The sequence below is a fragment of the Bacillus cereus group sp. Bc010 genome, from assembly GCF_027716745.1.
GTDB classification, from domain to species: domain Bacteria; phylum Bacillota; class Bacilli; order Bacillales; family Bacillaceae_G; genus Bacillus_A; species Bacillus_A pacificus.
In genome coordinates, this window is record NZ_JAQFUY010000015.1 from 1 (window position 1) to 17,854 (window position 17,854).

The following is a 17,854-nucleotide window of genomic DNA, read 5'->3' on the forward strand; positions in this document are numbered from 1 at the left end:
TTGACCTCACTATCATCCCACCCCTAAAGGGGGTACTATCGCACCGTAGTGGGCTTTCCTATTCGGAAAATCTGTAATATGGGTGGGAGATGGAAAAGCTGATATTAGTAAATTGAGCATAAAAATTTCATATGCATCCAGATAAGTATTAATAACATTTCTCTCTCTGAACGTAAAACTATACACATATTATGCTAGATAATATAGGCGTTATTCTTATTATATTGCTCTAAAATAATCAAACCAGTTTATTTGAAGAAAGGAATGGGAATATGAACATTGGTGAACGGATTCGACAAATACGTATACATAAAGAATTCACGCAAGGGGAAGTAGTATCAGGGGTATGTTCTATAACTTATTTAAGTAGAATTGAAAATGGACAAATTAAACCTTCAAATTCTGTTTTAAAAAAAATCGCTAAAAATCTAGATATTGATTACAACTTTCTTGTAGGTGCAGATTATGAGGATATTGAAGCTAAGATTCTTGAAATATGTAATAGGTATAAAAATGATAATGTTATAAACTCTAAAGACTTATCATCTTTAGAGTTATATGTTCGCGATACAGACTCTATTCTCTTATTATTAAAGGCCTATGGTGTTCTAATATACTACCATTCTCGAAATAATAACTTATTACATGTAGCAACGATTGTAAATGAGGCTTCGCAAGTACTTCCAAATCAAGTAGCCTCCCTGTATACTCAAGACTTTATATATTATTTAATGGCTCGAGGTTATTATTTTTCTAATAAACAAGACTATATGACTGCAAATGAAATTTATATGCAGACAGAGAGTTTACTTGGTCTAGATGAAACTAGGCTACACGCTGATATATATTATAATCTAAGTCTAACAAATCAAAGTCTTTATAAAGATCAAACGATTAGTCGTTTGTATGCTAAAAAAGCCTACAGATTGTATGAAAAATTAAATGTAGAAAATCAAGTAATAAACATTCTTATAATCATTGCACTACAATATCAAAAAGATAATCTACCCGAGAAAGCTCTTGAATCTTTAAAACAAGCAGAAATTAAAGCAGAGGTTAGTGCTAATCCCATGTATTTACCTTTGATTGCATATAATTATGGGAAAATATATCAAGGATTAAAAGATTACACCAATTCTATTAAATACTATGAAAAAAGTTTACAGACTAGCAATCTCTATCCAGATCAAGCTCAAAAAATATACGCAGTAAGAAACTTAATAGAAATTTATATAGAATCTAAAGACTGGAAAATTGTTAATAAACTGATGGATGATGCATTAGAAATGTTATCAATTTCTGATATGCCACACGCATATGTTGAAATATATGGACTGAAGGGGAAAATATCCAAATTAAGGGGCGATAATCATGGATATGAGAAAAATATGCAAAAAGCTATTGAAAGGGGTCTAGAAAAAAAGCAATACCCTCTAGTTCGTGAACTCGCTACTGAACTAGGAAACTATTTTTATGATAATCGCGCTTATAAAATGTCAGCAAAGTACTTGAAAATATCTAGTCAACTCCCCACTTAAGCTACGCTTAAGTGGGTTTTTTTATGTATTGATCTAATAGGGAATTAACACTAGTAAAACTACTATGTTTATAACGCTCCCATTCAAGTACATTACTTTCGTCAAATATCTAGTTAGGGGAGTAAATCCTTCTGAAATTTCCAAAAAGGTAAAATATCAAGTTTAAAACAATTGATAATTCGCTAAAATTTTAATGGAATTTTACTAATTGTTATTAACATAAATGAACATGTATATTTTAAGTACAGAAACTCAAACAGCAAGGAGGGAGTTATTCTGATGCAAGAGAAAAAATGATCTACAAATATGATAGACAATATAAATTATCATTTGAATTAGAGTAAAGGTTATAATCAATATTTTAAAATCCTTTCAAATGAACGTGAAGTATTGCCATATCATGTTTATAAACACTCATAGCGGAAACATACATCACAAAAAGAATGGATGAAAAAGACAGTATTTAAGCAAATGCAAATGAGATGAACAAAAAAATTGATGGCACTGAAGATACAATGCAGCATACTTTACTTAATAAATAAGAAAGAGGGATACATATGAAAAGCAACGAAACGGGAACTAAGCGAAAAGTAGTAAGATATACGGGTGGAATTGCAATACTTTTATTATTGATATCCTTTATATATCAATGGAAAAATGGTTTAGAGGTTGATACTACTGAAAACTTCAGTCTGGCATTAGTTGTTGCCATTTTCCTTTCTAGTTTTATTCCTGAAAGAAAAAGAGATAGTTAAATAATTGAATAGGCAATTGGGATCTATTTCTCAATTGCCTATTTATGCAAATATAAATTCAAACTAAGAGATAAATGCTTAATATCGGTGATTACATACTTGAATAACAACTAATTTCTATTCAATATTTAATTATCTTTTAAAGTTTTTTAGATTTAGGCCTTGATAGTAGTGCTACTAGTTTTCTACTCTTTGAGGAATATAAGCGTTGCTACCAGGCTTTGCTTTTATTTCATTCCAAGCAGCGATAGCATCAGCTTTTGATTTCCCTTTGTTATTTGGATCTTCGAAAAAGTCGCGAGTAAAGCGATTGTATTCAAACTGCGGGCTGATAGTTGTTTTATAAGTAGGATCTTTTTTTCGTTCGTTCTCTTCATACCAAAACGTTATCGCGTCTTCATATGTTTTGCCAACATTCTCTTTAAAAAACTTTTGAAGAGCTACTGTAAAGCGGAAGTTTGCTCCAATTTTTTCTTTGAAAAAAGCACGAACATCTTCGCTACAGCGGTGATTGTTAGTAATAATTGTTTGAAGAGAAAGGTCTTTATAAGAGAGGGAAGCTTTACTCACCTTTTGAACAGAGTTGTTTTTTAATATTTTACCAGTATGTAAATAATGGGAGATACGCTCGGTTATTTCAATCTTAGAGCCACTAGCTGGCAAACCATGCTCACGACAAAATGTTTGGAGTTCTGCTTTTAACCAATAATAGTTTTGGAAATCTTCAAGTGATATAAACTTTGTTAAAGGTGGACGCATGAATGTAACAACTTCTTTCTTCCATAATTTTCTTTAATTATAAAACATACGTTCTTTTTGTGGAAGGATTAATTTGTAAATATAACGGGAAGAGGAGATTATATATGGAAAATGTAATGCAAGTTCGTGTAACCGGAATTTTAATTGAAGATGAAAAGGTATTGCTAGTAAAGCAAAAAGTGGCTAATCGAAATTGGTCTTTACCTGGGGGAAGGGTAGAGAATAGTGAAACGTTAGAAGTAGCGATGATTCGAGAAATGAGAGAAGCAACAGGGTTAGAAGTTAAAATTAAGAAGCTACTCTATGTTTGTGATAAACCAGATGTTAGGCCATCTTTATTACATATTACGTTTCTGCTTGAAAGGATTGAGGGAGAAATTACGCTACCTTCTAATGAGTTTGATCATAATCCAATTCATGATGTGCAAATGGTACCGATTAACGAATTAAGTCATTATGGTTTTTCGGAAACTTTTATAAAATTGGTAAATGAAGGGTTTGCAAATGCAGGGAGTTATCAAGGCTTGAAACAAAATGTAGGCCTGTAAATATAGTTGAAGGATAGCCGTTAGCTATCCTTCATAAACATGTTTTACACTGCTGACTGTAAAGAAGAAACAAGTTGATTTAAAAACTCATCCCCAGTCATAACCGCTTTTCCGCCGCCGCGCGCACTCTTTCTATTTCCGCCGCCTTTTCCTTCGATTGTAGGAAGTGCCTTTTTTAACAGAGCATTCATATCGAGCGTGACTGTTTTTCCGCAAGCAAGGATGCATTGTAGTTTGTCATCATTTTCAATGACAAAGTATGTAATGGCGTGCTCTTGTTGTTCTGTAATAATAGCAGAAAGCTTTGAGACTTCTTGCATAGAACGATTTGTAAACATTTTAGAAATAAGTATGCCAGCATGTATTTCGGTAGGGTGTTGAAGTAGTTCGTTTGCCTCTGCATATAATAATTTTTCAGTCATTGTTTGTATTGTTTTTTCGTTTTCTTTTTGAGAAGTAAGCAGTTGTGCTACTTTTGCTGGAATATCACTTTCGCTACTGTTTAATTGTTTGGAAACATCCTTCATAATTTGTTGCTGTTGCCCCACAAGTTTTAGTGTGCGCCAGCCAGCGATAAACGTTAGTCGTATGCCACCTTTATTGCGTTCCCAGCTAAGAACTTGAATAGGACCTACTTCACCAGTACGTTTCGGGTGTGTTCCGCCACAGCCGTTATAATCAAAGTTTTCGATCATAACAACGCGTATATTTTCAATCATAGTCGGTTCTTTACGAAGGGGTAACGTTTTTGCTGCTTCTAAGTTCATCCACTCTATACGGATTGGATGGTTTTCAAAAACTATATTGTTTGCAATTTGTACTGCTTTTTCAACTGTTTCTGTATGCAGATTTTCTGTTTCTAAATCAATTGTTACTATTTCTCTACCAAGATGGAACCCAATCGTAGGTATGTTAAAATGATCCCAAAAAGCAGCAGATAAAATGTGTTGAGCCGCATGTTGCTGCATATGATCAAAACGACGCTCCCAATTAATTTTACCTTCTACTTCTTCTGTATGTAATTGTTCTGTAATGAAGTGGCGGATTTCTTCATCGACTTCTTCAACATCGAGTACAGCAATACCATTTAAAGTTCCAGTGTCATGGGGCTGCCCGCCACCTGTCGGATAAAATGCCGTTTCGTTTAAAACAACGTATAAGTTACCGTCTTTATCATAATTTTGCTTTATAACTTTTGTAGTAAAGTCTTGTTTATAAGCGTCAGTGTAATATAATTTTTGCTCCAATTTTCTTTCCCCTTTCGTGTTCACTAGTTTCATTGTAAAGCAATCGAAATTAGTTTCCTAATATTTCAGAAGAAAGAAACTTTTTTTGGAATTTTCTTGCTATAATAAGAAAAAGAAAATGCGGGGGTGGAATGAATATGTTATATGAAAACGGCGTAGATAAACTGCTTAGTTTAAGCAAAAATATTTCTGAATTGTATCGAGAATTAAATGAAATGACCCGGATTTTAACGGATTGTAATCGAGAAAGTGTGAAGTTTGATCGGTTATATGTAAAAGAGGTACTGTGGAAGAAAGAAGATGTAATCGAGAAATATGACCAGCTGCTTGTGCAACTTTGTATAAATGAATGCTTTGATCTAAAAAGTGTTATTACAGGAGAATATAAGTATACATATGAAGAAGTAGAAAACATCGTTTTACAATTTAATGAGAAATATAATGTCGCAATTTTAATTAAAGATGTTTGTAAAGAATTACAGTTTACATATGGCATAGATATGGATATAACGAGAACAGCTCGGGTATCAACAACTCAAGTATAAAAAGGGAAAAGAGAGCAGATCCTTTGCTTTCTTTTTTTATGTGATAACAGGGAGAGTAGGTTTTTAAGATGAAGGGGAAGTTACAAAATATTCATCCGTTAGGAATGACAATTATAATAGGGACTTTATTTGCGAGGTTCGCCACGTCAATGAGTATCCCTTTTTTAGCGATTTATTTAACGACTATTAAAGGTGTATCAGCTGGAATGACTGGTGCTATTATTGGAACGAGTGCACTTGTTGGTGTTTTTGCTAGTTTTATCGGAGGGAATTTATCAGATCGATTTGGCCGGAAAATGATTATGCTCTGGTCCATGATTGTTTGGATGTTTGTGTTTATAGGTTTTTCACTTGCAGATCATGTTTTAAGTTTCTTTTTATTAAACGCTTTAAATGGATTATGTAGGTCGTTTTTTGAGCCAACATCAAGAGCATTATTATCAGATTTAACAAAGCCTGAGTATCGGTTACTCGTCTATAACTTGCGATATGGTGCAATAAATGTTGGAGTTGCAATTGGACCAATTGTTGGACTACAGATTGGAAGTGCAAAATCAACAATTCCTTTTTTAGTAGCAGCTGGGGTATATATTCTATATACAGCTATACTAGCGTTCCAATTTAAGAAGTATCCAATGGAAAAAAAGAAAGTGAGTACAGAAAAACCTGTTACAATGCTAAATGCAATGCGTATATTGCGAAAAGATATAGTATTTTTAGTTGCTTTAGTCGGTATTATTTTGAGTAATTGTGGTTTTTCACATTTGACGACGACGGTATCTCAATATTTTGCAAATGCACATATATTCCAGGATGGAGTGAAATTATTTTCATATATGTTAGCTTTAAATGCGATTGTTGTAGTCGTAATTCAATACCCTGTTATTCAAATATGTAAAAAGTATACACCGTTAGTATCCATTATGGTTGGAACTTTATTTGTGAGCGGAGGATTGTTTGGATTTGGAATAATAGAATCTACGCTAGGTGCTGCCATTTGTACAATTATTTTTACAATTGGAGAAGTCTTAATGTTTTCAATGACGGATGTATTTATTGATGATATTGCTGTCGCGCATCTAAAAGGAACATACTTCGGGGCGATGGGCTTTTCGGGAATTGGAGCAGTAATTGGTCCGTGGTTTGGGGGCATACTTCTCGATTATTACGGGTACCAAAATGGGTTTGTAGTATTTTCAGCGCTAGCTATATTTTCAACTGTAGCGTTTCCAGTGCTGTTAGTTACGAAAAGTTTATTGAAAAAAAGATATGATGGAAATTCTAATATGGGATTACATGCGAAATAAAATAAGCCCCAGTCACCTGCTGGGGCTTATTTTTGTATTTATCCCGCTATTAACGGGCAGTAAAACTCCTGTTGGTTAAAGTTTTACTTTATTTTAATTCTCAATTTGAAAAAGAACTTTTTCCTCATGTTTATGAGCAACTTCATTTTTGGAAATATGAATGGCTAAATATCCATTCTCTAAGCAGGCTAGCATCTTTTTATAAATAATATTATCGGGTAAAGGAATGATTCTCTGCAAAGAAATATTTTTATGAAGTATGCAAATGTTTAGGCCTGTCTTCATCTTTTTAATGACTACATTTTGTTCTTTTACATTTGGTACATCTGTTTCCAAAATGTATTCTTGTTCCGTTTCACAAAGGTCAATATGAATTTGATTTGGGAAACTAAAGTTGCTACAAGAATCAGAACAAAACTGATCCATCCATTCTTCGAAACCATCAACATGAAAAAGACAATCCTTCTTTTTCTTGCCCATGTAAGACACCCTCCGTAAAATCTCAATTCATACTATGTTATGCATGAATGAAGTAGGGGTGAAGAATAAATGGAAAAATATAAACATTGTATGTGGAAAAGGTAGCTAGTGTGCATTTTTTGTTTTACATATCATGATGTGCATGATGTTTTTGGCGTGAATGGTTACGGTTTTTTACTTTATGAGATCCGCTTAATGGTTCGGGTTGTCCTTTTTTTTCTTTCGCTTCACGATTGTTTTTGCCCATTGTCTGTGACACCTCCTCTTTCTTTTTAGAATGAGAGAAGTTTGCAAATTTATACGAGAATGTTTTTAGAAAAAAAGGTAAAGATAAGTGGGACTAACTATTATGGAAAGGGGATTGTATAATGCCATATCATAAAGATAAGCAACAAGCTTTTCAAGCAGCGCAGCAAGGCGTTACACAAGCAGAAAATGCATTTAACAACATTGTGAAAAATGATCCAAACTACGGTCATGATTTAAAAGAATTACGCCAAGAGGTTCAGGAAGCATATGAACAAATTCAAAATGCACTAGAGGTAGCTTCAGAAACACAACGTCCACAACTTGAGCAATATGAAAGTAATCTCCAAAACATTATGCGAAATGTAGATCAATTAGAAAAGTAAATGAGATTGTTGGTGTTCGACAATCTCTTACTTTAATGAATATTATGCTAAAACAGAAAGTTTTTTTAGTAATTTTTTCTTTACTATGCGCAGTACATATATTTCAAGTGGAAAAAGTGGAAGCGAAAATGTTGCTCAGAAAAGAGCTAGAACCAACTGGCTATGTAACGTGGGAAGTACCTAATAATGAAAAGATTATTGCCATTACATTTGATGATGGACCAGATCCAACTTATACAACACAAGTTTTACATTTATTACGTCAATATAAAGCGGAAGCGACATTTTTTATGATCGGATTTCGAGTGCAGCGCAATCCATATTTAGTAAAACAAGTGTTGAAAGAGGGACATGAAATTGGAAATCATACGATGAATCATTTATATGCGAATAGTTCATCAGATGAAAAATTAAAAAAAGATATTTTAGATGGAAAGAAATATTTTGAGAAATGGGTAAAAGAACCTTTGTTATTCCGTCCACCTGGTGGATATATTAACGATGCTGTATTTAAAACAGCGAAAGAAGCTGGGTATCAAACTGTACTATGGTCATGGCACCAAGACCCACGTGATTGGGCAAATCCAGGTGTTGAATCCATTGTAAATCATGTAGTGAAAAATGCTAAAAGTGGAGATATTGTATTGTTACATGATGGAGGAAATGATCGTAGTCAAACAGTAGCAGCGCTAGCAAAAATTTTACCGGAGCTTCAAAAGCAAGGCTATCGATTTGTAAAGGTTTCGGAATTGTTACGTTATAAACATTAGAAAAAATCCCAAAAGGTGAATGTTCCTTTTGGGATTTTTCGTTACTGGTTCTTTTTGCGTTTCTTATTATTTTGTCGTTCTGCAGCAGTTAAGTTTTCATTTGCAAACTCTTCGTTATAACCAGCACCTTGTCCTTGTGCAGATGCCGCATTCATTCCTGAAATAGTATGATTTGCTTTTCTTTTACCCATTTTATTTCACCTCTATAACTTTTTTTGTAAGTTGAATGATGAGCAGTTCATAGTATGTATGAACTGTAAGTAAAGCGCTAATAGAGCACTTTACTTTATGGTAATAGTATTCATAAGGAGCATGAACACTATTCAAATTTAGAAACATAAAGAAAACTTATGATAATCTATAAGTTTCTTATTATTTACTTATTTAGAAAGTTGTAATAAGATATTATCGTAAGGTATTGAAAAGTTTGTCTACATTTTATATTCAGACAACTTAGTCACGTTTAACAGGGGGGAAACATAATGGTCAAACATAATCCATTTCAATCACGCGCAACTTTTGAAGTAGATGGAAAAACGTATCATTATTATGATTTGAAAGCGCTTGAAAACGCAGGGGTTGGCAACGTATCTCAATTACCATATTCCGTGAAAGTTTTACTTGAATCAGTACTTCGTCAAGTAGACGGACGTGTAATTACAGAAGAGCATGTTACAAATTTAGCGAAATGGGGAACGAAAGATGTGCAAGATATCGATGTTCCATTTAAACCATCTCGTGTAATTTTACAAGATTTCACTGGTGTTCCAGCTGTTGTTGATTTGGCTTCGCTTCGTAAAGCAATGGCAGACATGGGTGGGGATCCTGATAAAATTAATCCAGAAATTACTGTAGACCTTGTAATTGATCACTCTGTACAGGTTGATAGAGCGGGTACGGCAGACGCGCTTGCATTCAACATGGACTTAGAGTTTAAACGTAATGAAGAACGTTATAAATTTTTAAGCTGGGCACAAAAATCATTTGATAACTATCGTGCAGTTCCACCAGCTACAGGTATTGTACACCAAGTAAACCTTGAATATTTAGCACCAGTTGTTCATGCTGTGAAAAATGCGGAAGGTGACTTAGTTGCATATCCAGATTCATTAGTTGGAACAGACTCACATACAACAATGATTAACGGTATCGGTGTTCTTGGATGGGGCGTTGGTGGTATTGAAGCAGAAGCAGGAATGCTTGGACAGCCTTCATACTTCCCAGTACCTGAAGTAATCGGTGTGAAATTAACTGGTACACTTCCAAGTGGTACTACAGCAACTGACGTTGCATTAAAAGTAACGCAAGTATTACGTCAAAAAGGTGTAGTTGGTAAATTCGTTGAGTTCTTCGGTAATGGACTAAAGAGCATGCCTTTAGCTGACCGTGCAACAATTTCAAACATGGCACCAGAATACGGCGCAACTTGTGGATTCTTCCCAATCGATGATATTTCATTAGAATACTTACGTTTAACAGGTAGAGATGAAGAGCAAATTCGAGTTGTTGAAGAATACTGTAAAGCAAACGGTTTATTCTATACAGCAGACAGCAAAGATCCAATTTACACTGATCTTGTTGAAATTGATTTAAATACAATTGAATCTAACCTTTCTGGACCGAAACGCCCACAAGATTTAATTCCACTTTCAGATATGAAAGATGCGTTCCACAAAGCTGTTGTAGCACCAGTTGGAACACAAGGACTTGGATTTAATGAGCAAGAGTTCGATAAAGAGGTGAAGGTTACATTAGAAGATAAAGAAGTAACGATGAAAACAGGTGCAATTGCAATCGCTGCAATTACAAGCTGTACAAATACATCAAACCCGTACGTATTAATTGGAGCAGGTCTAGTTGCGAAGAAAGCAATTGAAAAAGGACTTAAAGTACCTGAATACGTAAAAACATCATTAGCACCAGGATCTAAAGTTGTTACAGAGTACTTAGATAAGTCTGGTTTAACAACATATTTAGATCAATTAGGTTTCCAAACAGTTGGTTACGGCTGTACGACTTGTATCGGTAACTCTGGTCCATTAGCGCCAGAATTAGAAGAAGCAATCGCAGCAAACGACTTATTAGTAACATCTGTTTTATCTGGTAACCGTAACTTTGAAGGTCGTATTCATCCACTTGTAAAAGCGAACTACTTAGCATCACCACCACTTGTTGTGGCATATGCACTTGCAGGTACTGTTGATATTGACCTGAAAAATGATGAAATCGGTAAAGATGCAAATGGCAATGCTGTTTACTTCAACGATATTTGGCCATCAGCTAAAGAAATTGAAGATGTAGTTCAAAGCGTTGTTACATCTGAACTATTCAAAAAAGAATATGCACAAGTATTTAATAGCAATGAGCGTTGGAATGAAATCCAAACTTCAAATGAAGCTTTATATACTTGGGATAATGATTCAACATACATTCAAAATCCACCATTCTTTGAAGGTTTATCTAAAGAGCCAGGTGAAGTTGAAACGTTATCAGGCTTACGCGTAGTTGGTAAATTTGGTGACTCTGTAACGACAGACCATATTTCACCAGCAGGTTCAATCGGTAAGCATACACCAGCTGGACGCTACTTATTAGAAAACGGCGTACAACCAGTTGACTTTAACTCTTACGGTTCTCGTCGTGGTAACCATGAAGTGATGATGCGTGGTACATTCGCGAACATCCGTATTAAAAACCAAATTGCACCAGGCACAGAAGGCGGATATACAACATACTGGCCAACTGGTGAAGTAACATCAATCTATGATGCTGCTATGAAATATAAAGAAGACGGCACAGGCCTTCTAGTTGTTGCAGGTAAAGATTACGGTATGGGAAGTTCTCGTGACTGGGCTGCAAAAGGTACAAACTTATTAGGTATTAAAGCAGTAATCGCAGAAAGCTTCGAGCGTATTCACCGCAGTAACTTAGTGTTAATGGGCGTATTACCGCTTCAATTTAAAGATGGTGAAAGCGCTGAAACATTAGGTCTTGTTGGTAACGAGTCATTTGAAATTCAAATCGACAAAACAGTTAAACCACGCGATCTTGTAAAAGTAGTTGCAACTGATGCAGATGGCAACGAAAAACAATTTGAAGTAGTAGCTCGTTTCGATAGTGAAGTAGAAATTGACTACTACCGTCACGGTGGTATTCTGCAAATGGTTCTTCGTGAGAAAATCGAAGAGTCTAAAGTGTCAAACTAAACAATTGAAATGAATGATAAGGAAGCTAACAACTGTTAGCTTCCTTATTTTATGGAAAGGGATGAAACCAAATGGTTTCATCCCTTTCTTTTTACTATAAAAAATGGAGGGGATATTATGAAAGAATATAAAAGAATTTTGTTACCGTTACAGAAAGAAAAAATATTAGTAATAGCAGCAGTATGCAGTGGGATTTTTGCAGCTATTTTAAATCTATCCCGTCCGCTATTCATGGGACTAATTGTAGATAACCTAATTCAACGAGAGCTGAAGGGAGCGTATTTTTACATTACTTTGTTTACAGTTAGCCGCTTGTTGATGTGGGTGAACAATCTTTCATTTGATTATGTAAGCTCAAAAGCAAGTCAACGAATATTGCAAAAGAAGCGTATAGATGTATTGCGCCATTTTTTCTTATTACCATTTGAAGAGAGTGAGAAAATCAAACAAGGAGAGTTAGAAACGTTAGTTGTGTCTGATATTCCAAACTGGGTCAGATTATATGGTTCTATATTAATAGAATATATACATGCCATTGCACAATTTATAGGTGCGTTCATAGCACTACAACATATAGATATACAGTTTATATTGTGGGTAACTCCGTTTTTATTTTTAAGTGCAACGGTTCCGATATTGATGGGGAAAAAGGTAAGAAATATTGCAAGTATTGCTCAAAACAATCAGTCAACTGTTGTAGAGATGGTGTCACAGTTTGTAAAAGGAGTACAAGATTTGCGTAGTTTACAAAAAGAAAAATGGGCCATTCGCTTATTTAAGAGAGTAACAGCACAATCTTATAAAACAGAAGTAAAGAAGACGATGATGCAACATTGCATTGGGGTAGTTGGAACGGTGATGGAAACAGGAGCATATATCGTTGTTCTCATTGTAGGTGTGCAAAAAATAATGAAGGGGGAAATAGAAGTTGGTTCACTTGTTGCAGTGTTAGCGACAATTGAAATGCTCTTTTTCCCTGTCCGTTATGTGGGCGATTTATTAATGATGACACAAGTTGCAATTGCTTCGGCAAATAGAGTTTTTTCCTTTTTAGATAAACGAGTGGCAAATAGTAATGTAGAAAGAGCGATGGGGATGACATTAACAAATGTTTCATTTCAGGAGAATGATGAAGAGAAATGCAGAATTTATAATATTGATTTGCAAATTAAACCTGGTGAACTCATTATGATTGTAGGAGAAAGTGGTGAAGGAAAAACAACGCTTTTAAAATTAATGGCAGGCTTGTATAAACCATCTAACGGTAGCGTTGCTTATTATGGAAATGAGGCTCGATTGACTACAGTGTGGCAAGAACCACGTTTTTTTCGGACGACAGTAAAAGAGAATATGTATTTCGGTGAAGAGTATATAGAACACCAGTTAGAAAAAAATATTGAACTTGTAAATGGAACATCAATTATTAGGGACTTGCCTGAAGGGATTCAAACTGTATTACATAAAAGTGGTGAAGAGTTTTCGGGAGGAGAAAGGAAACGTCTTGCATTACTGCGAGCAATTGTTTCAAATCCAAATCTTATTATTTTAGATGAACCGACTGCCGGATTAGATCCGAGCAATCAAGAAATTGTTTGGAATATGATAGAAGGGCTGGGAGGCGAGGTCACGAGAATTGTGGCTACGCATGATGTAGAGAAAGTAATACTAGCAGATCGCGTTGTCATCATGAAAGAAGGAAGTATTGTAGCATGTGGAAGTCCTGAAAAATTAATAAATAGTCATTCATTTTTTAAGAGATGTGAATAAAGATAAGAGCAATGCTCTAATCTTTATTCACCGTCATTTAGTTAATACTCGATAGATTCGGAGTGATTTAGATCAACGTTAAAAGTAGCAGTCATAAGGAAAGTGGCAATTCCAAGAATTAAGAAAAGGACGAATGAGACTAGAGAAACGTAGAGACAAATACGCCCTACTTTCTTTTTTTCAAGATCGTTACTAAAGAGTGAAATGATCCATGTAATAATACCGATTGGGTATAAAAGAAAACTAAGAATATATAATGTTATTTTTTCGAATGAATTCATAAAAAATCCCCCTTTTGTTGAAGTTTATATAACTACGAAAGTAAAAAGGTGAATAGGTCCATAAGAAAATAAACAACACTGCATTTATTTTTCTAATTATATGATAAAAAGGAAAAAAATGCACTTTAAATAAGAATATTCTAATTATTTCGACTGTGAATATTTCCAAGCTTGTCCGTATAAGCTAAAATAAGGTATATAGTATTTGAGTGATTAAGTTATAAGAAGATAAATACGTTAGGGTGATATAAAATGTGGAGGAAGCTTACGATTATTGTAGTGTTACTTTGTTTAGCGGGATATGCAGCTTATGAACAGTTTGGTAAAAACGATCAGGTAGTGCAAGGGGAGCAAACAAAAAGTGAAGCTGCTATGAAAGAAATGATTGCAAGTAATGGTATTGAAATAGGGAAGAGTGCGCCAGACTTTGAATTAACGAAGTTAGATGGAACGAATGTAAAGTTATCAGATTTAAAAGGAAAGAAAGCGATTTTAAACTTTTGGGCAACGTGGTGTGGGCCTTGTCAGCAAGAAATGCCAGATATGGAGGCTTTCTATAAAGAACATAAAGAAAATGTAGAAATTTTAGCAATAAATTATACGCCTTCAGAAAAAGGCGGGGGGATAGAAAAGGTAAGTAATTTTGCTAAGGAAAAAGGAATTACTTTTCCTATTTTATTGGATAAGAACATTGATGTAACAACAGCGTATAAAGTCATTACGATCCCAACTTCGTATTTTATAGATACAAAAGGTGTCATTCAAGATAAGTTTATTGGGCCGATGACGCAAAAAGAGATGGAGAAACGGATTGCCAAATTAAAATAACAGTGAAAAGGTAGAGATGAAATATAATCATTTCTGCCTTTTCTTTTTCACGTAGTGATAACTGCATGGTATGATAAAAGAAATATAAACGTTGAAAGATAAAGGAGTGTATTTGGAGTGGGGAATATATCCTTACCGTTAGATTATGTTGTAATTGACTTTGAAACAACAGGATTTAATCCTTATAATGATAAGATCATTCAAGTGGCAGCAGTGAAATATCGTAATCATGAACTAGTAGATCAATTTGTTTCCTATGTGAATCCGGAGCGTCCAATTCCGGACCGAATAACGAGTTTAACAGGTATTACAAATTATCGTGTTTCGGATGCACCGACGATTGAAGAAGTGTTACCTTTATTTTTAGCATTTTTACATACAAATGTAATTGTCGCTCATAATGCATCTTTTGATATGCGCTTTTTGAAAAGTAATGTGAATATGCTTGGTTTACCGGAACCACAAAATAAAGTGATTGATACTGTGTTTCTAGCAAAGAAATATATGAAGCACGCGCCTAATCATAAACTTGAAACGTTAAAGCGAATGCTTGGAATTCGTTTAAGTTCTCATAATGCATTTGATGATTGTATTACTTGTGCAGCAGTTTATCAAAAATGTGCCTTTATTGAAGAAGAGGCGAAAAGGAAATCGAATACAGAAGTACTTGATGAAACAGCAGTATATGAAGCGGTAAAAGAGATACTTGTACGAAATAAACGTGATATTGAATGGATTCGTTGCATGAATGTAGGAAGCTATTTAGATATAAAAGCTTTTTATCCAGTTATGAGATTAAAGGTAAAAGGGCGAAAGAAATACGTATTAACAGACATATTAGAAGATGATGTGAAAGAAATATGTACGAGTTTAGCCTGTGAACCGGCGTTAAAAAGTGAAGTTGGTAACACGAGAATTATGCTTAATAGCTTAGAGGACGTCCTGAAATTAGAAAGTTATATTTTAGAACAGTATGATTTTGTATTGCAAGCGCTGCATGATTATAAACAAAGTGAAATGAATGCAGATGAAAAACTAAAAGAATATTTGAATATTATGGTGTAAAAAACTCCGTGTACATTTTACTGTACACGGAGTTTTTTTAGGAGTACTAAAACATAAAATTTTCTTGCAAATCTGATTAAATAGTTTTTCCTTTGCTCATACTATGTAATAAGAAAGCGAAGGAGAGAGGGTGAACAGCATGAGAAGAAGTCGCCGTAAATCGTTTGACGAGCTTGTGAAAGAAAATAAACAACAATTATTAAGCGATCGCGATGCAATCGATCGCATTGAAGAGCGTATTGAAAAACGTTATGAAATGAAACTTTTTAAGCAAGCTGAATAATTCTTAACACTAGTACGATACTACTGTTAAGGAGGCGATAGTAATGGGTAATCCGAAAAAGAATTCAAAAGACTTTGCACCGAATCATATTGGAACACAATCAAAAAAAGCTGGTGGCAATAAAGGAAAGCAAATGCAAGACCAAACGGGCAAACAACCGATTGTTGATAACGGTTAAAGAAAAGGAGAATATTGTATTCTCCTTTTTTATGTATAAATTTGAGGGAAGATAGGTAATTTAAGATGGTGTGTATATACAATATTAGGAGGAAAGTACATGCCAAATCCAGATAATCGAAGTGATAACGCTGAAAAGTTACAAGAAATGGTGCAAAATACAATTGATAACTTTAATGAAGCAAAAGAAACAGCGGAGCTTTCTAATGAAAAAGACCGTTCTGCTATTGAAGCAAAAAATCAAAGGCGTTTAGAAAGTATTGACTCATTAAAAAGTGAAATCAAAGATGAATCTTAACAGAATGTACAAAAAGGGCTGACTTTTGTCAGCCCTTTTTCGTAATTGTAAAGTTTTCAACGAGTAAACGCCAATTTTGTGGAAATGGCAAGCCAATCTTCCAATAACTAATACCGCCAATGCCTTGTTCTTTCATTAAATTGAATTTACTTTGAATAGATCTCGCATCTTCAAACCAAACTTCGTGTTGTACACCGTTTTCGTCAAAGTAATTGAAATGTGGAGCTTGAGCTGTGAAATCATAGCGGATAGGAACATTGTATTTACGAGCAAGTGCAACAGCTGCAACAGAGCTAACTGCTTTTGCTGGTGGGTTTCCTTGTTTGAACGGAAGTTTCCAATCGAATCCGTATAAATTTTGCCCCATCATAATTTTTTGAGGAGGCATTTGAGATTTTGCGTATTGAAGTACTTCTTTTACAGGGCCGATAGGAGAGATTGCCATCGGTGGTCCGCCCTGCCATCCCCAGTCATATGTTATAATGACGACGAAATCAACAATTTGTCCTTGTGCTTTATAATCGTGAGCTTCGAAAAATTTTCCCTTTTGATTGGAACTTGTTTTCGGTACAAGCGTTGTACTTAATGTGTATCCGTTAGGTAAGCGTGTTTTCACATTTCGTAAAAAACGATTATACGCTTCGCGATCTTCGGGTGCAACACTCTCAAAATCGAAATGAATATCTCGCATACCGTACTTCTCAGCAGTTTGCAAAATATTTGTAATAAATTTGTTTTGGATTGTTGCGTCCCGTAAAATAACGGATGTTAGATCGGCACTGAAATTTCCGTTTTCGATGTTCGTAATAACGAGCATAGGGATGGTATTACCTTGCGTTGCAATATTAGCGATTTTAGCTGTTTCAGTTGGTTCTTTTAACGTACCATCTCTTTTTGCCTCGAAGCTGAAGTAAGCTAAGTATGTTAAAAATGGATTAATAGCACGTGTAGCATTAACTAAACTTTCTTTAATAGGTATAGTGGAAGGTTGTAAATAAGCGATGGATTCTACTGCACGTTTCGTCCCTTTCGGTATATATAATTGCTGTCCAACGTGGAGAATGGATTTTAAAGATAAGTTATTCACTTTAGCTAAACTAGCGAGAGGAACGTTATATGTTTGAGAGATTCGATATAGGCTATCGCCAGGCTGTACATAATAATTATTCCCTTTCGTATTCACGATCAGTGCCTGACCAACAACGAGTGTTTCAGCTGGATTTAATCCATTGTCTTTTACTATCTCGTCAGGTGTTGATCCATATTTTGATGCCAAGCTATATACGCTATCACCGCTACGAACCGTTACAATTTGAATCATATGCTTGCTCCTTTCGGTAAAAGATTCACTGTATTATGATTAAATGT

At 34.7% G+C, this 17,854-nt stretch carries 21 protein-coding genes; 14 read left to right on the forward strand and 7 right to left on the reverse strand.

The genetic code is table 11. The features are described 5' to 3' along the window. Positions 1-272 precede the first annotated feature (272 nt). Both PDQ68_RS16860 and PDQ68_RS16865 read left to right on the forward strand, forming a co-directional pair. Positions 273-1,538 carry a helix-turn-helix domain-containing protein gene (locus PDQ68_RS16860; protein ID WP_001020463.1) on the forward strand — a complete coding sequence of 422 codons (1,266 nt, stop codon included), beginning with the start codon at positions 273-275 and terminating at the stop codon, positions 1,536-1,538. A 557-nt stretch (positions 1,539-2,095) separates the two neighbouring features. Continuing rightward, positions 2,096-2,293: a hypothetical protein gene (locus tag PDQ68_RS16865; protein ID WP_000840055.1), complete on the forward strand. Its 198-nt coding sequence runs from the start codon at positions 2,096-2,098 to the stop codon at positions 2,291-2,293. Positions 2,294-2,470: 177 nt separating this feature from the next. On the opposite strand, the gene PDQ68_RS16870 is transcribed toward PDQ68_RS16865, so the two are convergent. Next, on the reverse strand, positions 2,471-3,052 hold the full coding sequence (locus tag PDQ68_RS16870) for a DUF6434 domain-containing protein (protein WP_001247723.1): 582 nt from the start codon (positions 3,050-3,052) through the stop codon (positions 2,471-2,473). A gap of 104 nt (positions 3,053-3,156) precedes the next feature. On the opposite strand from PDQ68_RS16870, the gene PDQ68_RS16875 reads away from it, so the two are divergent. After that, positions 3,157-3,600 carry an NUDIX hydrolase gene (locus PDQ68_RS16875; RefSeq protein ID WP_061183388.1) on the forward strand — a complete coding sequence of 148 codons (444 nt, stop codon included), beginning with the start codon at positions 3,157-3,159 and terminating at the stop codon, positions 3,598-3,600. 44 nt (positions 3,601-3,644) lie between these two features. Here PDQ68_RS16875 and PDQ68_RS16880 read toward each other — a convergent pair whose 3' ends face one another. Then, positions 3,645-4,847, reverse strand: a complete 1,203-nt coding sequence (locus tag PDQ68_RS16880) for an alanyl-tRNA editing protein (protein ID WP_153016941.1) — start codon at positions 4,845-4,847, stop codon at positions 3,645-3,647. A 137-nt stretch (positions 4,848-4,984) separates the two neighbouring features. Here PDQ68_RS16880 and PDQ68_RS16885 point away from each other — a divergent pair, with 137 nt between their 5' ends. Then, the gene (locus PDQ68_RS16885; RefSeq protein WP_016718225.1) at positions 4,985-5,392 is read left to right on the forward strand and encodes a hypothetical protein; all 408 of its coding nucleotides are present in this window, start codon (positions 4,985-4,987) and stop codon (positions 5,390-5,392) included. A gap of 68 nt (positions 5,393-5,460) precedes the next feature. Further along, the gene (locus PDQ68_RS16890; RefSeq protein WP_061183386.1) at positions 5,461-6,699 is read left to right on the forward strand and encodes an MDR family MFS transporter; all 1,239 of its coding nucleotides are present in this window, start codon (positions 5,461-5,463) and stop codon (positions 6,697-6,699) included. Between the two features lie 93 nt (positions 6,700-6,792). Here the strand turns inward: PDQ68_RS16890 and PDQ68_RS16895 are convergent, their stop codons facing one another. Both PDQ68_RS16895 and PDQ68_RS16900 read right to left on the reverse strand, forming a co-directional pair. After that, complete coding sequence (locus tag PDQ68_RS16895; RefSeq protein ID WP_000516732.1) at positions 6,793-7,179, reverse strand: Hsp20/alpha crystallin family protein; 387 nt, start codon at positions 7,177-7,179, stop codon at positions 6,793-6,795. A gap of 124 nt (positions 7,180-7,303) precedes the next feature. Further along, positions 7,304-7,426 carry a small acid-soluble spore protein P gene (locus tag PDQ68_RS16900; protein WP_000517649.1) on the reverse strand — a complete coding sequence of 41 codons (123 nt, stop codon included), beginning with the start codon at positions 7,424-7,426 and terminating at the stop codon, positions 7,304-7,306. A gap of 121 nt (positions 7,427-7,547) precedes the next feature. Here PDQ68_RS16900 and PDQ68_RS16905 point away from each other — a divergent pair, with 121 nt between their 5' ends. Together PDQ68_RS16905 and pdaB are read left to right on the forward strand one after the other, a co-directional pair. After that, the gene (locus PDQ68_RS16905; protein WP_001146297.1) at positions 7,548-7,811 is read left to right on the forward strand and encodes a hypothetical protein; all 264 of its coding nucleotides are present in this window, start codon (positions 7,548-7,550) and stop codon (positions 7,809-7,811) included. A gap of 44 nt (positions 7,812-7,855) precedes the next feature. After that, a complete protein-coding gene (gene pdaB, locus PDQ68_RS16910; RefSeq protein ID WP_123805654.1) occupies positions 7,856-8,581 on the forward strand; it encodes a polysaccharide deacetylase family sporulation protein PdaB in 726 nt (241 codons plus the stop codon). 41 nt (positions 8,582-8,622) lie between these two features. Here pdaB and sspO read toward each other — a convergent pair whose 3' ends face one another. Then, a complete protein-coding gene (gene sspO / locus PDQ68_RS16915) occupies positions 8,623-8,772 on the reverse strand; it encodes an acid-soluble spore protein SspO (protein ID WP_000518051.1) in 150 nt (49 codons plus the stop codon). A gap of 291 nt (positions 8,773-9,063) precedes the next feature. On the opposite strand from sspO, the gene acnA reads away from it, so the two are divergent. Together acnA and PDQ68_RS16925 are read left to right on the forward strand one after the other, a co-directional pair. Further along, complete coding sequence (gene acnA / locus PDQ68_RS16920; RefSeq protein WP_000238560.1) at positions 9,064-11,787, forward strand: aconitate hydratase AcnA; 2,724 nt, start codon at positions 9,064-9,066, stop codon at positions 11,785-11,787. Positions 11,788-11,838: 51 nt separating this feature from the next. Continuing rightward, positions 11,839-13,554: an ABC transporter ATP-binding protein gene (locus PDQ68_RS16925; RefSeq protein ID WP_153016940.1), complete on the forward strand. Its 1,716-nt coding sequence runs from the start codon at positions 11,839-11,841 to the stop codon at positions 13,552-13,554. Positions 13,555-13,595: 41 nt separating this feature from the next. Here the strand turns inward: PDQ68_RS16925 and PDQ68_RS16930 are convergent, their stop codons facing one another. Continuing rightward, positions 13,596-13,835 carry a hypothetical protein gene (locus PDQ68_RS16930; protein ID WP_001083878.1) on the reverse strand — a complete coding sequence of 80 codons (240 nt, stop codon included), beginning with the start codon at positions 13,833-13,835 and terminating at the stop codon, positions 13,596-13,598. A 252-nt stretch (positions 13,836-14,087) separates the two neighbouring features. On the opposite strand from PDQ68_RS16930, the gene PDQ68_RS16935 reads away from it, so the two are divergent. From PDQ68_RS16935 to tlp, 5 genes are all read left to right on the forward strand, one after another. Further along, positions 14,088-14,663 (forward strand): TlpA family protein disulfide reductase, encoded by a 576-nt coding sequence (locus PDQ68_RS16935; RefSeq protein WP_000269070.1) that lies wholly within the window; start codon positions 14,088-14,090, stop codon positions 14,661-14,663. A gap of 117 nt (positions 14,664-14,780) precedes the next feature. Then, positions 14,781-15,728 (forward strand): 3'-5' exonuclease, encoded by a 948-nt coding sequence (locus tag PDQ68_RS16940; protein ID WP_000526908.1) that lies wholly within the window; start codon positions 14,781-14,783, stop codon positions 15,726-15,728. A gap of 139 nt (positions 15,729-15,867) precedes the next feature. Continuing rightward, entirely contained in the window at positions 15,868-16,011 is a 144-nt protein-coding gene (locus PDQ68_RS16945; protein WP_001254697.1) for an FbpB family small basic protein, read from the forward strand. A gap of 43 nt (positions 16,012-16,054) precedes the next feature. Further along, positions 16,055-16,189 (forward strand): acid-soluble spore protein SspN, encoded by a 135-nt coding sequence (gene sspN / locus PDQ68_RS16950; protein WP_000527987.1) that lies wholly within the window; start codon positions 16,055-16,057, stop codon positions 16,187-16,189. 99 nt (positions 16,190-16,288) lie between these two features. After that, positions 16,289-16,486 (forward strand): small acid-soluble spore protein Tlp, encoded by a 198-nt coding sequence (gene tlp / locus PDQ68_RS16955; protein ID WP_001133509.1) that lies wholly within the window; start codon positions 16,289-16,291, stop codon positions 16,484-16,486. Between the two features lie 28 nt (positions 16,487-16,514). Here tlp and PDQ68_RS16960 read toward each other — a convergent pair whose 3' ends face one another. Next, positions 16,515-17,807: a glycoside hydrolase family 18 protein gene (locus PDQ68_RS16960; RefSeq protein WP_061183384.1), complete on the reverse strand. Its 1,293-nt coding sequence runs from the start codon at positions 17,805-17,807 to the stop codon at positions 16,515-16,517. Between the last annotated feature and the right edge of the window lie 47 nt (positions 17,808-17,854).